General features: G+C 55.5%; 19 protein-coding genes and 4 pseudogenes. 7 read left to right on the top strand and 16 right to left on the bottom strand.

The window, feature by feature from the left end; translation table 11 throughout:
- Positions 1–280: 280 nt before the first annotated feature.
- Positions 281–1,366, top strand: coding sequence for a tryptophan--tRNA ligase (gene trpS, locus MWC30_RS07085; protein WP_244083464.1), 1,086 nt, complete (start codon positions 281–283; stop codon positions 1,364–1,366).
- A gap of 208 nt (positions 1,367–1,574) precedes the next feature.
- On the opposite strand, the gene MWC30_RS07080 is transcribed toward trpS, so the two are convergent.
- The 3 genes from MWC30_RS07080 to MWC30_RS07070 form a co-directional block, all read right to left on the bottom strand.
- Positions 1,575–2,483 carry an AAA family ATPase gene (locus tag MWC30_RS07080; protein ID WP_244083463.1) on the bottom strand — a complete coding sequence of 303 codons (909 nt, stop codon included), beginning with the start codon at positions 2,481–2,483 and terminating at the stop codon, positions 1,575–1,577.
- A 77-nt stretch (positions 2,484–2,560) separates the two neighbouring features.
- A complete protein-coding gene (locus MWC30_RS07075) occupies positions 2,561–2,983 on the bottom strand; it encodes a hypothetical protein (protein WP_244083462.1) in 423 nt (140 codons plus the stop codon).
- A 36-nt stretch (positions 2,984–3,019) separates the two neighbouring features.
- Complete coding sequence (locus tag MWC30_RS07070; RefSeq protein ID WP_244083461.1) at positions 3,020–3,448, bottom strand: PilZ domain-containing protein; 429 nt, start codon at positions 3,446–3,448, stop codon at positions 3,020–3,022.
- A gap of 477 nt (positions 3,449–3,925) precedes the next feature.
- Here MWC30_RS07070 and hisC point away from each other — a divergent pair, with 477 nt between their 5' ends.
- The 3 genes from hisC to MWC30_RS07055 all read left to right on the top strand — a co-directional run bounded on the left by hisC (position 3,926) and on the right by MWC30_RS07055 (position 6,558).
- Positions 3,926–4,987 carry a histidinol-phosphate transaminase gene (hisC, locus tag MWC30_RS07065; RefSeq protein ID WP_244083460.1) on the top strand — a complete coding sequence of 354 codons (1,062 nt, stop codon included), beginning with the start codon at positions 3,926–3,928 and terminating at the stop codon, positions 4,985–4,987.
- Positions 4,988–5,153: 166 nt separating this feature from the next.
- Positions 5,154–5,456, top strand: a complete 303-nt coding sequence (locus tag MWC30_RS07060) for a YhbY family RNA-binding protein (RefSeq protein ID WP_244083459.1) — start codon at positions 5,154–5,156, stop codon at positions 5,454–5,456.
- 19 nt (positions 5,457–5,475) lie between these two features.
- Positions 5,476–6,558 (top strand): KamA family radical SAM protein, encoded by a 1,083-nt coding sequence (locus MWC30_RS07055; protein ID WP_244083458.1) that lies wholly within the window; start codon positions 5,476–5,478, stop codon positions 6,556–6,558.
- A 55-nt stretch (positions 6,559–6,613) separates the two neighbouring features.
- Here the strand turns inward: MWC30_RS07055 and arfB are convergent, their stop codons facing one another.
- Both arfB and MWC30_RS07045 read right to left on the bottom strand, forming a co-directional pair.
- Positions 6,614–7,039, bottom strand: a complete 426-nt coding sequence (arfB, locus tag MWC30_RS07050; protein WP_244083457.1) for an alternative ribosome rescue aminoacyl-tRNA hydrolase ArfB — start codon at positions 7,037–7,039, stop codon at positions 6,614–6,616.
- 61 nt (positions 7,040–7,100) lie between these two features.
- Positions 7,101–7,685 carry a nucleoside deaminase gene (locus tag MWC30_RS07045; protein ID WP_244083456.1) on the bottom strand — a complete coding sequence of 195 codons (585 nt, stop codon included), beginning with the start codon at positions 7,683–7,685 and terminating at the stop codon, positions 7,101–7,103.
- A 198-nt stretch (positions 7,686–7,883) separates the two neighbouring features.
- On the opposite strand from MWC30_RS07045, the gene MWC30_RS07040 reads away from it, so the two are divergent.
- Positions 7,884–8,813, top strand: a complete 930-nt coding sequence (locus MWC30_RS07040; protein WP_244083565.1) for a DMT family transporter — start codon at positions 7,884–7,886, stop codon at positions 8,811–8,813.
- 135 nt (positions 8,814–8,948) lie between these two features.
- On the opposite strand, the gene MWC30_RS07035 is transcribed toward MWC30_RS07040, so the two are convergent.
- From MWC30_RS07035 to MWC30_RS07020, 4 genes are read right to left on the bottom strand one after another with little or no spacing between them, the layout of a single operon-like run.
- The gene (locus MWC30_RS07035; RefSeq protein ID WP_244083455.1) at positions 8,949–9,308 is read right to left on the bottom strand and encodes a translation initiation factor Sui1; all 360 of its coding nucleotides are present in this window, start codon (positions 9,306–9,308) and stop codon (positions 8,949–8,951) included.
- A gap of 40 nt (positions 9,309–9,348) precedes the next feature.
- Positions 9,349–9,909 (bottom strand): LemA family protein, encoded by a 561-nt coding sequence (locus MWC30_RS07030; RefSeq protein WP_244083454.1) that lies wholly within the window; start codon positions 9,907–9,909, stop codon positions 9,349–9,351.
- A 33-nt stretch (positions 9,910–9,942) separates the two neighbouring features.
- Positions 9,943–10,158 carry a hypothetical protein gene (locus MWC30_RS07025; RefSeq protein ID WP_244083453.1) on the bottom strand — a complete coding sequence of 72 codons (216 nt, stop codon included), beginning with the start codon at positions 10,156–10,158 and terminating at the stop codon, positions 9,943–9,945.
- Between the two features lie 30 nt (positions 10,159–10,188).
- A complete protein-coding gene (locus MWC30_RS07020; protein WP_244083452.1) occupies positions 10,189–10,491 on the bottom strand; it encodes a hypothetical protein in 303 nt (100 codons plus the stop codon).
- A 382-nt stretch (positions 10,492–10,873) separates the two neighbouring features.
- On the opposite strand from MWC30_RS07020, the gene MWC30_RS07015 reads away from it, so the two are divergent.
- Both MWC30_RS07015 and nspC read left to right on the top strand, forming a co-directional pair.
- Positions 10,874–12,052 (top strand): saccharopine dehydrogenase family protein, encoded by a 1,179-nt coding sequence (locus MWC30_RS07015; RefSeq protein WP_244083451.1) that lies wholly within the window; start codon positions 10,874–10,876, stop codon positions 12,050–12,052.
- Positions 12,053–12,103: 51 nt separating this feature from the next.
- On the top strand, positions 12,104–13,240 hold the full coding sequence (nspC, locus tag MWC30_RS07010; RefSeq protein ID WP_244083450.1) for a carboxynorspermidine decarboxylase: 1,137 nt from the start codon (positions 12,104–12,106) through the stop codon (positions 13,238–13,240).
- 179 nt (positions 13,241–13,419) lie between these two features.
- Here nspC and MWC30_RS22900 read toward each other — a convergent pair.
- From MWC30_RS22900 to MWC30_RS06990, 7 genes and pseudogenes are all read right to left on the bottom strand, one after another.
- Positions 13,420–13,674, bottom strand: a pseudogene (locus MWC30_RS22900) (DUF86 domain-containing protein); the annotation flags it as partial.
- A gap of 85 nt (positions 13,675–13,759) precedes the next feature.
- Entirely contained in the window at positions 13,760–14,074 is a 315-nt protein-coding gene (locus tag MWC30_RS07005) for a nucleotidyltransferase family protein (RefSeq protein WP_244083449.1), read from the bottom strand.
- A gap of 231 nt (positions 14,075–14,305) precedes the next feature.
- Positions 14,306–14,515 (bottom strand): annotated as a pseudogene (locus MWC30_RS22895) (YgiT-type zinc finger protein).
- Positions 14,516–14,533: 18 nt separating this feature from the next.
- Positions 14,534–14,839 (bottom strand): annotated as a pseudogene (locus MWC30_RS22890) (DUF4258 domain-containing protein).
- 308 nt (positions 14,840–15,147) lie between these two features.
- Positions 15,148–15,357 (bottom strand): DUF2283 domain-containing protein, encoded by a 210-nt coding sequence (locus MWC30_RS07000; protein WP_244083448.1) that lies wholly within the window; start codon positions 15,355–15,357, stop codon positions 15,148–15,150.
- Between the two features lie 246 nt (positions 15,358–15,603).
- Positions 15,604–16,038, bottom strand: coding sequence for a thioesterase family protein (locus tag MWC30_RS06995; protein ID WP_244083447.1), 435 nt, complete (start codon positions 16,036–16,038; stop codon positions 15,604–15,606).
- Between the two features lie 205 nt (positions 16,039–16,243).
- Positions 16,244–16,929 (bottom strand): annotated as a pseudogene (locus MWC30_RS06990) (hypothetical protein); the annotation flags it as partial.

Raw genomic sequence — 16,929 nt, 5'->3', positions numbered from 1 at the left:
GAGAAGGCCTTCATGGGCTGCGAGCGCTTTCAATGGAGCATTCCGTCCGTGTCGAGGCTGCCCATGCCGCGAACGAAGTCTACCAGGGGTGATACGACGCTCGTGACGGCCCGTGAGGCAGAAAGAACTGCAGGAACAATTGTGGTGAAACGAGTTTTGCACTATTGAGATCAAAAGAATTGCTCAAGAGAGCAAACTTAAATTATAAGAACCTCTTGTATGGATTGCCTGAACGGTCTTTGGTTTTATTCTTCTGCTCTGGATAAGGACAAACAGAATTATGCACGGCTCACGAACGATAGAATATGGAACTTTTGAAGCGTCTCTGAAAAGAAGCCAGGACCTGGAAATAGACCTGGTGAAAAACCCCGGAAAGTACAGGGTGTTGACGGGAGACCGTCCCACGGGCAGTCTCCATATCGGGCACCTGTTCGGGTCCCTCGACAATCGCGTGCGGCTTCAGAACCTGGGGGTGGAAGTCTTCGTGGTCATTGCCGACTACCAGGTACTCACCGACCGGGATGCCTTTGACATGATTTCCGAAAACGTTCATCAGCTTGTCATGGATTATGTGGCCGTGGGACTTGACCCGGACAACGGTAGAACCTTCATCTTTCCCCACAGCCATGTTCCCGAGCTCAATCAATTGCTGCTGCCGTTCTTGACCCTTGTTTCCAACGCTGAGCTGGACCGGAACCCCACCGTGAAGGAAGAAATCGAGGCTGCCGGCCAGAAGAAGGTCAATGCGGGCATGTACATTTATCCGGTGCACCAGGCTGCCGATATCCTCTTCTGCAAGGCCAACGTCGTCCCTGTCGGCAAGGACCAGCTGCCTCACCTGGAGCTCACCCGCACCATTGCACGCCGTTTCAATAAAAAGTTCGCCGGGGACAGGGAAGTGTTTCCCGAGCCCGATGCACTGCTGAGCAGCGCTCCGGTGATTCTCGGGCTGGACGGGTCGCAGAAGATGAGCAAGAGCCGGAACAATTCCATCATGCTGCGGGCGACGGAAGACGAAACGGCCAAATTGGTGAAGAAAGCCAAGACGGATACCGACCGCCTCATCACTTACGATCCCGACAAGCGGCCGGAGGTTTCCAACCTCCTTCGCATGGCGGGCATCGCGACGGGAAGGCCCCCCGCGAGTATCGCCGAGGAAATTGGTGATGGAGGAGCAGGAAAGTTGAAAGCCTTCGTGACGGAAGCCCTCAACAGCCATCTGGCGCCCATTCGCGCGCGGAGACGGGACATCGAGAAGGATCCCGAACGGGTGCGGGACATCCTGATGCGCGGCATCCAGAGGGCCCGCCAGGAAGCGGAAAAGACTCTTGCCGAAGTGCGCACCGTCATGAACATGGACATTTGATGAAAGTATTGGGAGGGGGTAGGGGGCAAGGCCGAAAGGTTACGTTGTTGAATGAACCAACCTTCGCCTTTCCGGCGAAAGCCGGAATCCAGGAAAATAGAGACATTCCGGACCCCGGTTTTCACCGGGGTGACGTTAGTTCTACCGCATTGATGCCGAAAGGAGGGTCCGGAAATTCGGAGGCGCTTCAGTCGGTTTCCTGCCCAGGCTACCGGAAAAGATTGGGGTTGTTCGTAACCCGCCTCACCAGTTCCCGGTAGTCGTGAGCGCCGGGAGAACCGGGGGCGTATTCGTAAATGGTTTTGCCGTAGGCGGGAGCTTCGGCGATCCGCACGTTGTATCGGACGGGGGAGCAGATTTGCTGACCGTATAGCTTGCTCAGCTCCTCCAGCATCTTTTGGGACTGTTTGACCCGTCCATCCAGGAAAGTCGGCAGAATATATTTTAGTTCAAGCTCTTCACGGTACTTCCGTATGCTCGCCAGGCTCTTCATGAATTCCACCAGGCCCTGAAGGGCCATGACCTCCAGGGAAATGGGAGTGAGGACCTCCTTGACATAAAAGAGCACTCCCACTGTCAAGGCGTCCCATCCCGGGGAAGTGTCCAGGACGATGAAATCGTATTCCCCGTCAAAGACGCCCAGGGATTCCTTGAAAGTGAGCTCACCGCCGAAGTCCTTGCGGTCGATGAGCCTCTTGACTCCTGCCAGCGACTTGCCTCCGGCGAGCAGCCAGAGGCGCTCCCGGACCTTGCAGACGGTTTCCTCTGGTTTGAGCTCTTCGGTGATCAACTCCACGAGCCCGGCCTTGGGTTTGACCCCCAGGCTGTAGCTGGCCTGACCCTGGGTGTCCGTGTCGATGAGCAGAACCTTGTGGCCCGCCAGGGCGAGTCCGGCCGATAGATTGACGGCCGTCGTGGTCTTGCCCACTCCTCCCTTGCTCAGTGCCACTCCGATAATGCGAGTACTCTTTCGGGAGAGCGACTCTTCGCCCCCAGCCGACAGGTTCAGGGCGAAAAGATAGCCGCAGCTCTTGCACCTGGCCTTCCGCACGTTGGGGGGGATGCGTTTTTCATCGATGTTGCACTGCTTCTTGCAACGGGGACACGTGATGATCATTACGGGCCTCCTGTCATGCCGACAGAGTAAAATCCCTGAAGGAAAGCCGAATCATTTGCAGACCTGAAGCGGCGTATTCAGCCATCAGCATGGGATTTTTTGTTTTTTCCCTGGAGAATGTGCTCCACCAGGGGGCTCCCGGCTCCCTTTTCAGCCAGTTCATTCAGAACATATTGCAGCGCCATGTCCACGATGCGCGATTTGGAGATCATGCGTTTGAGGCTGGGAGAGACGAGGGTGCGGATTTCTTCTTTTGCCTCTTCAAGGGCTTCGGTCGTGTCGATGGAAAGGTAGTGGGTGGCCTTCTTCATGAGCCGCCGACCGGTGTGCCTGTTCCTGGCGGACTTGTGTAAAGCGGGCTTGAGGGGCTTGACGAGAACGGATTCCGTATAGCGTTCGATCAGTTGAGACAGCTCCTGCACTGCCGGTAGACTGTCTTCTTCCGGCCCTCCTTGCAGAAGGCCTGCCAGTATATCCCGCTCATTTTGTTCTCTTACCATGGTCGGGGACCCCTCCAATGATCGCTATGCGGGATATCAGCGGACGTCAAACCAGTAACGCTGATTCTCTGCAAGGATTTCTCCCAGTTCACGGGCCGTTTGAGCATCCATTTCGACAAATTCTACGCCACAAAGGCAGTCCCCGGTTTCATGGGGTGAGATGTGCGCGACTCTGCCCTTGAACGTGAGGACCTGCTGCCCCATTTTGAGTGTAAGCGCTTCAATGCGGTCATCGCGTACAAAACGCTCATGGTGGTCGATCAGAAATCCCACGCCGCCCTCGGACAGATTGATGACCCTGTATTCCCGATCTGCAACCTGAGCGTACATGGGACAGTTTTCATCGATGGGTACTCGGAAGGATTTTCGAATAAAGGGCTTGGCCTCAGCTCGCATCGAGTGATCTGCGGAAGGGATGTCCGTTTCCAGCTCAAACTCCAAACCTTCCATTTCATTTGGGTCCATGCACTACTCCTTGCTCCTGCAGTGATTGCTCCTGATCCCATTGCTCAAAGGTTTATCGGTTGAGTTGGCCCTGGCACTTGAGTGTTTTGAATGATGCGCTTCCCATGGAGAGACCCTCAAACAAGCGCTTCCCATAGAATAGGGCCATCCCCGTTGCATCGAGACCAGGGAGGAATGTGCAACAAGAATGCCCAAGCGAGATGGAACAACCTTTGAGGCAATGGGGAGAAAGCATGCGGGAACGGTCAGCATGCGCAGTGGAGGATGCCGGTTTGTTCCCTTCTGTCGGAGGAAGTCCTTTTTCAGGACGAAGCGTTACGAGGCATAAAATCCCATGCTGCCCTTTTTGCCAATTTTATGACATAAGTGTCAAAAAGATCAGTAGGATTGGTCTTGAAGTCTTTGGACTTATTATGCAGTATGCGAGGCGAGCGTGGAGCTCGAAAAAATTCTCTGAAAGGACAAGAGCAGAGCACAATGAGCCGATACTGGAGCAAAATCGTCAAGGAGTTGGACCCTTATGTGCCTGGAGAGCAGCCCCGGGACAGGCGTTACATCAAACTGAACACCAATGAGAATCCTTACCCTCCTTCCCCTTCGGTCATCGCTGCCATCAGGCATGCGGCCAATGATCTTCTGAAACTGTATCCGGATCCCAACTGCCAGGAGCTGCGGGATACCCTTGCGCAGTACCACGGGGTCGAACCCGGCAATGTATTCGTGGGAAATGGGTCCGATGAGATCCTGGCCCTGGCGTTTTTCACTTTTTTCAAGCAGGATGAGCCCATACTCTTTCCCGACGTGACCTACAGCTTCTATGACGCCTATTGCAACCTGTTCAGCATCCAGGCGCGGCGCATTCCCGTCCGGGAGGACTTCCGCATCGATCTGTCGGAATATGTGGAGCCCAACGGGGGGATCATCTTCGCCAACCCCAATGCCCTGACGGCCCATTGCCTCCCTCTTTCCGAAATCGTGGGACTCCTGGAAAGAAACACCGGCTCCGCCGTGGTGGTGGATGAAGCCTACATCGATTTCGGCGGTGATACGGCCATTCCGCTCACCAGGATCCATCCCAATCTCCTGGTCATCCAGACTCTATCCAAATCCCGCTCCCTGGCCGGCTTGCGGGTGGGATTTGCCGTCGGGAATGAAGACCTCATCGAGGGCCTCGAGCGGACCAAGAACTCCTTCAATTCCTACACACTGGATCGACTGGCCCTCGCTGGAGCCCTGGAAGCCATCAAGGACGAAGAATATTTCCAAATGACCTGCCGGAAGGTCATTGCCACTCGTGAATGGACGGCAAAGGAGCTGAGCAAAATCGGCTTTTCCGTAGTTCCTTCCCAGGCCAATTTCATCCTGGTGCGCCATGCAAGCCATCCATCCAGAGAGCTTTTTCAGAAGATCAGAAATGAGGGCATCCTGGTGCGCTATTTTGATAAGCCCCGGGTGCGGGATTACCTCCGGGTCACCATCGGCACGGAAGAGGAAATGAGGACATTTGTCGAAAAGCTGGGGGTGCTCGTTCAGTCTTGAGTCGGCGCGGTTCCAGTGTGGGAACAAAAGGGAGTCCTGGGACCTGTTGCCCTTTTTCTTCATTCCAGTTATGAAACCTGCCCGATGGGGGGCGGGAGAGCCTCAATTGCGAGGGCCCACGATAGGAGGCTGGAGAGGCGAGATATGCTCAAAGCAAGGATAACGTATGGAAAGCCTGAGTAGTTTTCAAAGACAGTATTTGAAGGGAATGGCTCATCATTTGAAGCCCGTGGTGCAGATCGGAAAGAACGGCTTGACGGATCAGTTGTTGACCGCCGTGGAGATCGCTCTCAACACCCATGAGCTGATCAAGATAAAGTTTCTGGATTTTCAGGATCGCAAAAAGGAGCTTTTCCAGGAAATCACGGAAAAATGCCAAGGTGAACCGGTGGGGCTGGTGGGAAATGTCGCCATCCTGTACCGGCAGCAGGCTGATCTTGCCAAACGCAAGATCACGCTTCCTGCGTAGTACAGGGATCACTCAGTTTATGGAGATGCTATCGAGCTCCCTCCGGGCGGAATCCAGCACGGCAACCCTGGAAAATCTCGTGCGAGATTATCCCGTGGAGGTGGAGGAGATACGGCCTGTGGCCGCATATTTTCCTTTCAAGGTGAACCCGTATTATGCAAGCCTCATGGACTCTCCCGGCGATCCCATCTGGCGGCAGTGCATTCCCGATCCCCGTGAACTGCAGGATTTGGGAGGCATGGAGGATCCCCTGGCCGAAGAGCTTCTTTCCCCCGTGCCGAACCTGGTGCACCGTTACCCCAACCGGATCCTCTGGCTGGTTTCCCAACAGTGCGCGGTGCATTGCCGCTTTTGCACGCGGAAGAGAAGATGGCGGGAGCCTGTTCCTCTGACGGACGCGAACGTGGAAGCGGCCCTGGAGTACATTGGAAAGACCCCCGATGTCCAGGATGTTCTCCTGTCGGGGGGAGACCCCCTTCTCCTGCCCATGAAGCGCCTGGAGGCCCTGCTGTCCGCGCTGCGAAAAATCCCTCATGTGGAAATCATCCGCATCGGGTCGCGGGTTCCCTGCGTCGATCCTCGCCGAATCACGCAGGAATGGGCCGCCCTGCTGGCCAGGTATCACCCCGTCTATCTCAATCTGCATTTCAATCATCCGCGGGAGATCACTGACGACTCCCGTGCGGCGTGTGCGATCCTGGCCAACGCCGGCATTCCTCTGGGGAGTCAAACAGTCTTGCTGCGGGGCGTCAATGATGCCCCTGAAATCCTGGGCGCATTGTTCCAGAAGCTCCTTACAATGAGAGTCCGGCCCTACTATCTGCTCCAGATGGACCTCACGCGGGGGACCTCGCATTTTCGAACCCCTGTGAGTGTCGGCCTCAAAATCGTCCATGCCCTGCGCAATCGCATCTCGGGGCTGGCCATGCCCCACTATGTCATCGACCTTCCCGGAGGCAGGGGGAAAATTCCGCTGACGCCCCGGTACGTTCAGGAAATCAAGGGAAATTTCATAGTCCTGAAAGACTCTTGGGGAAGGCGGTGCGATTATCCCCTGCTGGAAGGGGAAGGAGAGGATCTGCGGGGGTGGATGTCCGGTTGAGAGGCTGCCTGGACGATTGCTCCGGGCGCCCCCGGCTGTGGGCGGCCAGCCAGCTTCATTCTTCTGTCCGGGTAACCGGTCGCCGCATGCTCTTGGTCGTGCTTCGCTGCCGCTTCTCGTCCAGGCGGCGCTGTTTGGCGGCCGCTTTGACGGTTGTCTTTCGCCGCGGCCTGGGCGTTTCCGCTGCCTGGCGGATCAATTCCACCAAACGGAGGCGGGCATCCTGGCGGTTGCCTTCCTGGGTACGAAAACGCCTGGCATTGATGATGAGCACACCGTCTTTGGTCATTCGACTTCCAGCGAGCCGGATCAGCCGTTCCTTGATTTCGGGTGACAGCGATGGGGATTTGGAGACATCGAACCGTAGTTGTACGGCTGTAGCCACCTTGTTGACATTTTGTCCTCCCGGCCCGGAGGAAAGAATAAACTCTTCCTGAATTTCGTTTTCGTCGATGCTGAGGAAGGGGGTCACCTGGATCATTGTCGAGCCCTCTTGGCCGTTGTGTCAGTTTCTTGGAATGGACTTCATGGGTGGCAAGGATTCATGCAGTGCGGCGGCTGTTGTAGATGATGCCGCCCGATTCCAGGTATGCCCGAAGGACCGCGCCGGCTTCAGAACGGCAGACATCGCGCACGACGGTGATATTCCGTTCTTCGAGGCTTGCGACCCAGTCGGGGACTTTTGCACCCTCGTCGAAGCCGATACTCCTGGCGTCCTCGTCTCTTGCTGCACATACGAGCCGGCGGATTCCCGACCAGGGAATCGCCCCCAGGCACATGGCGCACGGTTCGGTGCTCACGACCATTTCACACCGGGGCAACCCTTCAGCCGCCAGATCGTAGCTTCCCATCGCCTGCTGCGCGATCATGATGGCCACCATTTCCGCATGGACGATGCAGCAATTGGATGGTACCACCAGGTTCACCCCCGGTGCAATGAGCCGACCGGTTTGCATGTCGAAAATGCCTGCTCCGAAAGGCCCTCCCGTGCCCTCCTCGAAGTTCAACCGTGACAGCTGAATGACAAGGCGCATCCGTTCCTGGATGCTGGGATAGACCCTCTCGGGCTCGGGGAGGAACCTGTCGATCCACGAGGGCAGGCTCAATACGAAATCTGGGTAGCGCATAAAGACAACCTTTTTATAGAGAGGGGCTTGCCGGCGCACTGGGAAAAAGGCCTGGTGCGGAACCCGGGAAAGGGCTTTCTTTTGTTTCAGCGACGACTGGAGCCGTGTTCCTGAAGAATGAAATAAATTAAAATGGAAATTGAAGCAAGAATAACGTCTCCACCTTCAACGTTGCAGGGAGTTGTTGAATTGAGATCGGTGCGTTCGGAATGGATTTCTGTCGTGAGCCTCGTGCTGGCGATGATTCTCTGGGCCAGTTCCTTTATCGCCCTCAAGCTGGCTTTTCAGAGTTACGATCCCATGGTGGTCGTCTTTGGACGTATGGCCGTGGCGAGTCTTTTCTTTCTGTTCTTCCTCGGGAGATGCCGGGGCAACCTCTACCGGAAGGGAGATCTGAAGTACCTTCTTTTCATGGCCGTCTGCGAGCCGTGCCTCTATTTTGTCTTCGAAGCCAGGGCCATCGAAAATACAACGGCTTCCCAGGCGGGAATGATCACGGCGATGCTGCCCCTCATGGTGGCGGTGGGAGCCCGGGTCTTCCTGAAGGAACGGGTCACGAAGCAGACCTTCGCCGGGTTTGCCCTGGCCATTGTCGGGGCTTCCTGGCTGGGAATGGGGGCCCTGCCCAGCGAGAACGCACCGAATCCCCTGTGGGGGAATTTCTGCGAATTCATGGCCATGGTCTTCGCCACGGGGTACACCCTCACGCTGAAGCGGTTGACGGCGCGTTACAACCCGCTCTTTCTCACTGCATTTCAGGCCTTTGTTGGGACCGTCTTTTTCTTCCCGTTTCTGTTCGTGGAGTCCACGACGCTTCCCGGGAAGCTGGAGTGGGTCCCGAGTCTCAGCATCTTCTATTTGGGGGTTTTCATCACCGTTGGAGCTTATGGCCTCTATAATTATGGGGTCAGTCGTATCCCCGCCAGCCAGGCATCCGCTTACGTGAACCTCATTCCAGTGTTTACCATCGTGCTGGGGTGGATGGTGCTGGGCGAGCGCTTCACAGCTGCACAATACCTGGCGTCAACCCTGGTGTTTGCGGGGGTCTTCCTCAGCCAGGAGCGCATTCGAGCGGCCGTGCCTTCCGTGGACCCCGAGGCAAAAACTTGCTGCCCGCCTGCATCCTGATCATTTGGGCTCATCGTGGATTGGCTACGTCACGCTAATCCGCTAAGCCCCATCATTTTTTTGAATGCAGGGAAAGTCGGAAAAATTTCCTGCGGATCATCCTCATTTTGGACAGTCTTTGGTTGTGGAGCCTCTTCAGCCTCCCACCCGTTTGACTTTGTATCCCCGTTTGCCCAGTTCCGCCTCCAGGACAGTGCGGTGGTCCCCCTGGATTTCGATGACGCCGTTTTTGAGCGTTCCTCCGGTTCCACAGCGGCGCTTCAGTTCTGTAGCCAGCTGGCGTAGCTCCTCGTCGGCCAGGGGGATGCCCGACAGGGTAGTGACCGTCTTGCCGCCGCGCCCCGCCACTTCAGCCTGCATGCGGACGATGCCGTCCCCTGCGATCCGTGGTGCTTCTTTCCTGCAATGACATTCCTTGACGGGGCGTCCGCACTCGGGGCAAATCCGTCCGGTGCCTGTGGAATAAACGGTGGGGGAGTCTTTGGATGTTTTCATGGACCTGTCAACTCTTCTTTTGGGGATGTTCCGCGGCCGGTCAGGCGGCCTTCTCCGGATGGGCTTTGCCCTCGGAGCCCATTGTATCGAGAGGAAAAGCCTCGGCAGCAACAAAATGGAAGCGTGATGCAATGATATGGGAGGGAAAATAGGAGATGGTGGCGTTGTAGTCCCGCACGATCGTGTTGTAATTTTCCACGGCCGTCTCCAGTTCGTTCTCGATCTCCTGCAGCTGCCTGCGAAGGAGAGCGAGGGGCGTTGAGTGCGCTGCCTCAGGGGAGAGTGAGGATTGTTTCAGGCAGCCGTGAAGGGCTTGCTGGAATCGGTTTTCCGCCGGCGCCTTTTCCCGGGGTGAGACGAGATGCATCGCGGCAGAAAGGCTTTGTGACATCTTCTCCAGGCGGGCCGGGTCCAGGGCGGAGCAGTCCGGGCATCCCTGCAGCAGCCGCCCGGTGACTTCGTATCGTTTTTGGAGCTGCCTGTCCACTTCGATCCAGGCTGACTCCAGCCCGTTTCTCAATCTTTGGAGTCGTTGATGAATGGACCTGGCTGAGAGCACAAGCCCCAGGAACAATCCGATGAGGGTGAAAAGCGTCGTCATAGCCGCCCTTGATTCCAATGCATTGCGCTGACTTCAATGAAAAAACAGGCGTGCCACCTTGAGGAGCAAAAGGGCTGCCGGAAATCCGTGCCAGAGAAGATCGATGATGTCGAGGGGGCGTACGAGGTTGCCGGCAACGAGCATTTTGGCTTTTTCCCAAAGGTGAGGCTCGGGACTGAAGGGAGCCAGCCCCATGAAAAGAGCGACGACGGCCAGCGGCCAAAATGGAATCCTGTCCAGCCAATGCATAACGGTAGCTCTAAGCCCTTCCTGTCCGGATTATGACGCTTTCCCCATTTTTCGGATGCGGGAATCGATGAATTGGAGGAGGGGCCCTGTCAGGGCCTGGTACTCGGCCTGCAGCTCTTTCAAGTCTTCGGGGGCACCTCCACACTTGAGAGCCTTCAGGCGGGATTCTATGAGGAGAGCGATGGTATCGCCGATTTCACTGAGGTGGTGGTCCCGCTTGGTGGAATACGTTTTCTGAGTCATCAAGTCTTTTCTGACGGCTACCAGGTCAATATACGCGTCGCACTCGGAAGCCAGGCGCTCAATCAATGCTTTCAGGCTCTCATCGTTCATCGTCGCATCCTCATGTCCTCAAGGGGGTTGGATTCTTGGTGTCGCCACACAGGGCTCCGCGCACTTCCCGCACAGCCCCTCCACTCGTAGTCGCTTCAATTCATTATGAGTTCTTTCGGGGCGTAGTGCAAGCAGGAATGCCCAGACGCTTCTCTCTCCTCCGTTTCTGAAGGCTGGATGGAATCCAACCGGAGATGCGTCGAAGGCTCCTGCCCAGCTACAATTTTCCTTTAGAGCTCATTGACATAGATTTTGGACATTTTTATAATACCCGACTTTTGAGCTTCGGGTGTGAAGGTATGCGAGCCGGTTGATATCGATCCATTCGGTAATATGAGCCGTACTGAAAATCAATACATGCAGAGCAGCAAAGGAGGTCACCATGGGCAAGGTTCTGATCATCGGCGCCGGCGGTGTGGGAGGAGTGGTCACTCACAAATGTGCACAGGCTCCGGAAGTTTTTTCCGAAATTGTTCTGGCGAGCCGTACGCTGGAAAAATGTGAAAAAATCAGGAGTCAGCTGTCACGACCCATCGAGACGGCACAGGTGGATGCCGACAATACGGCAGAGCTGGTGCAGCTCATTCGCAGGGTTTCGCCGGATCTCGTCATCAATGTTGCTTTGCCCTACCAGGACCTCTCCATCATGGATGCGTGCCTCGAAACAGGGGTGGATTATCTCGATACCGCCAACTACGAACCGCCTGACGAAGCGAAGTTCTGCTACAAATGGCAGTGGGATTACCACGACCGTTTCAGGGAAAAAGGCCTCATGGCCCTGCTGGGGTGCGGCTTCGACCCGGGAGTGACCAACATCTTTTGTGCCCATGCCCTCAAGAACCATTTCGATGAAATACACACCGTCGACATCATGGACTGCAACGCCGGGCAGCATGGCCATCCCTTCGCCACCAATTTCAATCCCGAGATCAACATCCGGGAGGTCTCGGCGCGGGGGAAATACTATGAGAACGGTCAATGGATCGAGACGGACCCTCTCTCCATTCACAAGACCTTCGACTTCCCCGAGATCGGTCCCAAGGAGATGTATCTCATGTACCACGAGGAGATGGAATCTCTCGTCAAGAATATCCCTGGGATCAAGCGCATGCGCTTCTGGATGACCTTCTCCCAGGAATACCTGACGCACCTGAGGGTCCTCGAAAATGTCGGCATGACCCGTATCGATCCCGTAAAATTCCAGGGATGCGACATCGTGCCCCTGCAGTTTCTGAAGGCGCTGCTGCCCGAGCCGTCTTCCCTGGGTGAGAATTACAAGGGAAAGACCAATATCGGCTGCATGATCGAAGGCGTGAAAGACGGAAAGCCCAGAAAATATTACATCTACAATGTGTGCGACCATGCGGAATGCTACAGGGAAGTGAAAGCGCAGGCCATATCCTACACGACGGGCGTTCCGGCCATGATCGGAGCCATGATGATGCTGACGCGAACCTGGAGAGGGGAAGGGGTCTTCAACGTCGAGGAGCTCGATCCGACTCCCTTCATGGAAGCGCTGGGGAAGTATGGCTTGCCCTGGACGGAAAAGTTTTTGGATTGATGTAGAAGACAGATATCCGTCCCGGGGAGCAAACCCGGTAGAGGCCGAAATATGAAGACTGCTCTTGAGGACATCCCCACGCCCTGTTATGTGGTCGATGAGGCCGCGCTGGAAAAGAACCTTCGGGTGCTGGATTCCGTTCAGCGGCGAACAGGGTGCAAAATCATCATGGCCCTCAAAGGTTTTGCCATGTTCAGCGTTTTCCCCCTCATCCGGGAATATTTGCATGGGGTGACGGCCAGTTCTCTGGATGAGGCTCAGCTGGGGTTCAGGGAATTCGGGGGAGAAGTGCATGTCTTCGCTCCAGCCTACCGGGAATCGGAATTCGACGAGCTCCTGGGTTACACCCACCACCTGGTGTTCAATTCCTTCTCCCAGTGGAACCGCTACAAGGGGTGGGTTGCGAGATCCGGCCGGAACATTGCCTGCGGGATGCGCGTGAACCCGGAGCATTCGGAAGTCAGCGTCCCCCTCTATGATCCCTGCGGACCTTTCTCACGGCTGGGAGTGACGCGGGCCAATTTTGAGGCCGACAATCTCCAGGGTCTTTCGGGCCTGCATTTCCACACGCTCTGCGAGTTGAACGCCGATTCCCTGGCGCGGACTCTGCCGGTATTCGAGGAAAAGTTCGGAGAATTCCTGCAGGGGATGCAGTGGGTCAATTTCGGGGGAGGGCACCACATCACGCGACAGGATTACGATGTGGATCTTCTGTGCCGGCTCATTGACGACTTCAAACGCCGGTATCCTGTGGAGGTTTACCTGGAGCCCGGCGAAGCCATCGCCCTCAATACGGGCGTCCTGGTGGCGTCTGTCCTGGATATCGTTCACAATGGCATGGACATCGCCATTCTGGACACTTCTGCCGCGGCCCATATGCCCGATGTCCTCGAGATGCCGTATCGACCCGAAATCGATGGAGCTGGAAAGCCGGGGGACTACCCTTATACCTACCGCTTGGGGGGGATGACCTGTCTTGCGGGGGATATTATCGGCGATTACTCGTTTTCGGAGCCCCTTTCCGTGGGCTCCAGGATTGTACTCCTCGACATGGCCCATTACACCATGGTGAAAAACAACACCTTCAATGGAGTGCGCCTCCCGTCCATAGCCATCCGGGACCGAAGCGGCGCGGTGCGTGTGATCCGTCAGTTCGGCTACGAGGATTATCGAAACCGGCTCTCCTGATGGACTGTCTAAAAATTCGTCTGCTCGGGAGTCAAACCTCCTTCGATTCTCCCCTTGAGTGGGGCAGGGGGGTGTTTTGGGGGTCTGCCAAATCTTTACGCGGCTGGATATTGTCTCCCAAGCCGAGACCATGGGCCCGATACTCCCGAGCGTGGTTTTGTGTCCGCTGTATTCTTTCGTTAGCGGTGTGCCTTTCCGAGGTCTCTGAGAATCCGTTCAACCTGTTGCTTTAAAATCGGGATATCATCATTTGCTGTGAGCCATACTGTTTCTATGTCCACGCCGAAGTAGTCATGAATCAATTTGTCCCTCATTCCAGTAACATCTTGCCATGGAACTTCAGGATATATGACGCGCAGTTCTTTGGAAACGCGTTTGATGGCTTCACCAATGATTTCAAGTTGTCGGATGATTCCATCCTGAAGGAGATGATTCGTTTCAAATCGGACTCAGTCGACCCCTTCCAAATACTCAGAAATGCGCTCAGATGCATCGATGACGTGGTAGAGATAGACAGAATCATCTCGTTCCATATATCACCATGAGCTCGTTGAGGATCCGATCCTTGAGGTATGGACTGATAGCAGATTCGGTCAACAAATCGACTTTCCTCCCCAGCACGTCTGACAGTTCGCGCTCAAGCCTCACCAGCGAAAGGAGACTCTTCGGTTTGGCAAACCTTACAAGAAGGTCGATATCGCTGGATGCGGAAGCCTCTCCCCTCGCCATGGACCCAAAAATGCCGACCATTGAGGCATCGCTATCGCGACACATCTCGATGATGATGTCACGCTCTACGGTATTCATGTTCTCTCCTGCCGTGACAAATTTCATATGATGCCCCCTCTGGTGAATGGGGCATCCGCTCCAGGCTTTGATCAAGAGTGATCCACCTTACAATTGGTCAAATTCGCTGAGCTGTTCAAGTAACCTTTTTTTATTTCGCGCGATACAACCGCAAGTTCTTTCCTCAATATCAGCACCACCATTTCATCAAACCCCGTTGCGGGCAGGAGTCGACACTCTCCCGGTATCCGCCCGACTCGAATCGGCTGGGGAGTGCTTTCATGCATAATTGTATACGGGGGTCTCTATCACCCTGTCCGGTCTCTTCCTGCTCTTGATAATTCTCTGGATATGTTCGACCGTCTCGGGTGCGAAAAACTGTTCACCAGTCTCTTTGCACACACGGGCGGGCACATTTTCAACAATGAAGAACCAGCCTGCATGTTCAAGAGTTTAGGTCACTTTAGTGTCTACCATTGTTTCTTTCATTCCTAATGTACTTTCATCTCACCTTCCGACCCGGAAATCGATCCACAAATCGGGATCAGGCTCGTACAGGTTGACAACCTTGACAAGAGGTCTAGTCGGATAGCTGCACTGAATGTGAAGTGGTCGCCTCGCTTTCGTGAAACCAAGGATGAGACAACTCGGGCCATACTTATCATTCGGGTAGTCTTCAATGATCTCGCCTTAGCCGCCGATAGTATCTTCTACCTCGCCCACACTTATGTCTCGGATGATGCTTTGGTCAACGGCATGTTTGGAAAACTCATACTGCCGCCTCTCAAATTTCCCGCGAATTCCCTCGATTATGGCCATAATTACAAAACTATCCACCCCTCGAGTCCACGTCAATTTGCACTGGCCACCAGTCGCCGCCCAACGTTCCGGTTCCGCGGCGGCGCGCAGCGCCCCACGCTGCAACGGGTTGGGCGACTTACCTCAGAATGCGTTCAACAACCCACGTGGCCTAAAGATCGCAATTATCGGGATGTGGCTACGCGCGGCCCGACACGCGCCCGGAACACCGCGGCATTCTCCCTATGTGTTTGGCTGTTTGCGCAGCGGGCCAGTCCAAGACAGGTGGTTCGGCCTTTTCAGGCGGTTTTCGCTTCAGAGAGTTAAAGCATCTTGGCTTGGACAGGTTCCAGAATCGCATGCCGTACATAAGTGCTTGCATTCAAGATCTCTATTCCGATCAGTTTACCCTTCTCATTGAGCTCTGCAGTTATGTTTGGACTGATTTCGACACTGGCGACTTCCGGATCGTCGGAGATCGAAAGGTGGAGGATGTCTTCTCTTTCAAAGTAAGCCATGTGAAGCTTAGTCATTGCAAAATCTCCCGGATTTGAGTCGAAAGCTGATCTGTTCACGGGTGATCGCATGAATCGTGACCGGCACGATGTCATCACCGGTCTGTTCATATGGTATCCACGGGATGTAAAGTGTCCACCTCCACATGGCGAAACTGCTCCACGGGGGCAGGCTTTGCCTCATGGAGTGCGTCCGTATGCGAGCGAAGTGCCTGGACTTTGATCGCGGGCTCATCACGGTGCGCGTCGGGAAAGCCGTAAAGCTTAAGCGATGCGGCTTTCGATGTTCTGAATGGCTTCACGCAGCACGTCGGGGAGGGCGACTTTCGAGTTGTTTCGGTAGTCAAAGGAAACGAGAAGACCGTCGCCTTCCGCGGCGATTTTTTGAAACCGGTGGCTGACCACCCTGTATTTCATGAGGAACCGGTCCGCCTCCATGTCGGCCACTTTCGCTCCCACGGAGATCACATCCGGATAGGTGAGAGGTAAGCGATACCTGCACTGCTGGTGTGCCAGGATGGGTCCGATCCCCGTCTTTTCCATATATTCCATGTATTGCATCTCTTTGAAATATGCGAGGCGGGCATTTTCAAAGTATCGGAAATAAGTGACATTATTGACGTGCAGCAGGGCATCCATCTCTCCCCATGCCACGGGAAACTCTACGACAACGGGGAACTGTTTCAAAAGCTCATCCATGGGAATCTCCTGAAGCGAAAGTCTGAAAAGCAGCATTGCGGAATGGAGGTGAGCCCCTCTTCGTGCATGGATGCTCCCCCCCATCCATTCCGGGAGGGGTGCGGGGATGGGTACTCTCCTTCGCAAAGTCACCGAGAGGGATCAATTTCCATGAATTGTCACTTGAGGTCAAATCAAATTTTTGGCCTTTTTCCTCCGAACGGCCTCATGGCTGGAGGCCCTGCAGGGGAATGACGGCCACGTGGGGCAGCGTGTCCAGGTGAAATTCCAGATCCAGAACGTCTTCATACGTGGGAACAAAGACGAAGTAATCCTCCGTGGAAATCCCCTCCAGGCTCAGGTCGTGGGGAAACCGCCATTCTCGCTCATGCTTCCAGGAGCAGCGCGGCGGCTCGTGGCGCTGAAAGCGGAAGCGCTCCGCATGCGGCAATCGATGGTAGATGTCGCTCTTTGCGTAGACGGCGGGCCTGGCGCCGAGGTTTTTCAGGATCTTCCGGCTCAGGGCCAGGCCGTAGGGCTCGAAAGTCCAGCGGATGAGCGCCGGGTTCCACTGTCGCATATTCCCGATCTCCTGAGGACTTCTCGAAGAGAAGGAGACGACGGCGTCGTTTCCCCGCACCAGTCTTGAGCTTCCCCGAATGCGACGCTCCTTCAGAATACGGATCAAAGCATGCAATGCGGTGTGCCCGGCCAGCGGGGCGTTGTCCAGGAGGCTCAGGAGGTAATCTTGGTCCTCCTGGCCCGGCCATGGCCCCGGGCAGGAACGTGTATAATGGTAGAGATACCGGTCCCAGTGGATTTCTTCGAGCCGGCGGATCATGGAAGTGCCCGCGGACACGGCGGCTGTTCCAGGGCGAGGGGGGCAGCACAAGTCGACACAGGGTGGGGCCT

Source organism: Desulforhabdus sp. TSK (assembly GCF_022836495.1).
Lineage (GTDB): Bacteria > Desulfobacterota > Syntrophobacteria > Syntrophobacterales > Syntrophobacteraceae > Desulforhabdus.
Note: the sequence above shows the minus strand (reverse complement) of the source record. Positions and strands in the feature narration are given on the sequence as shown.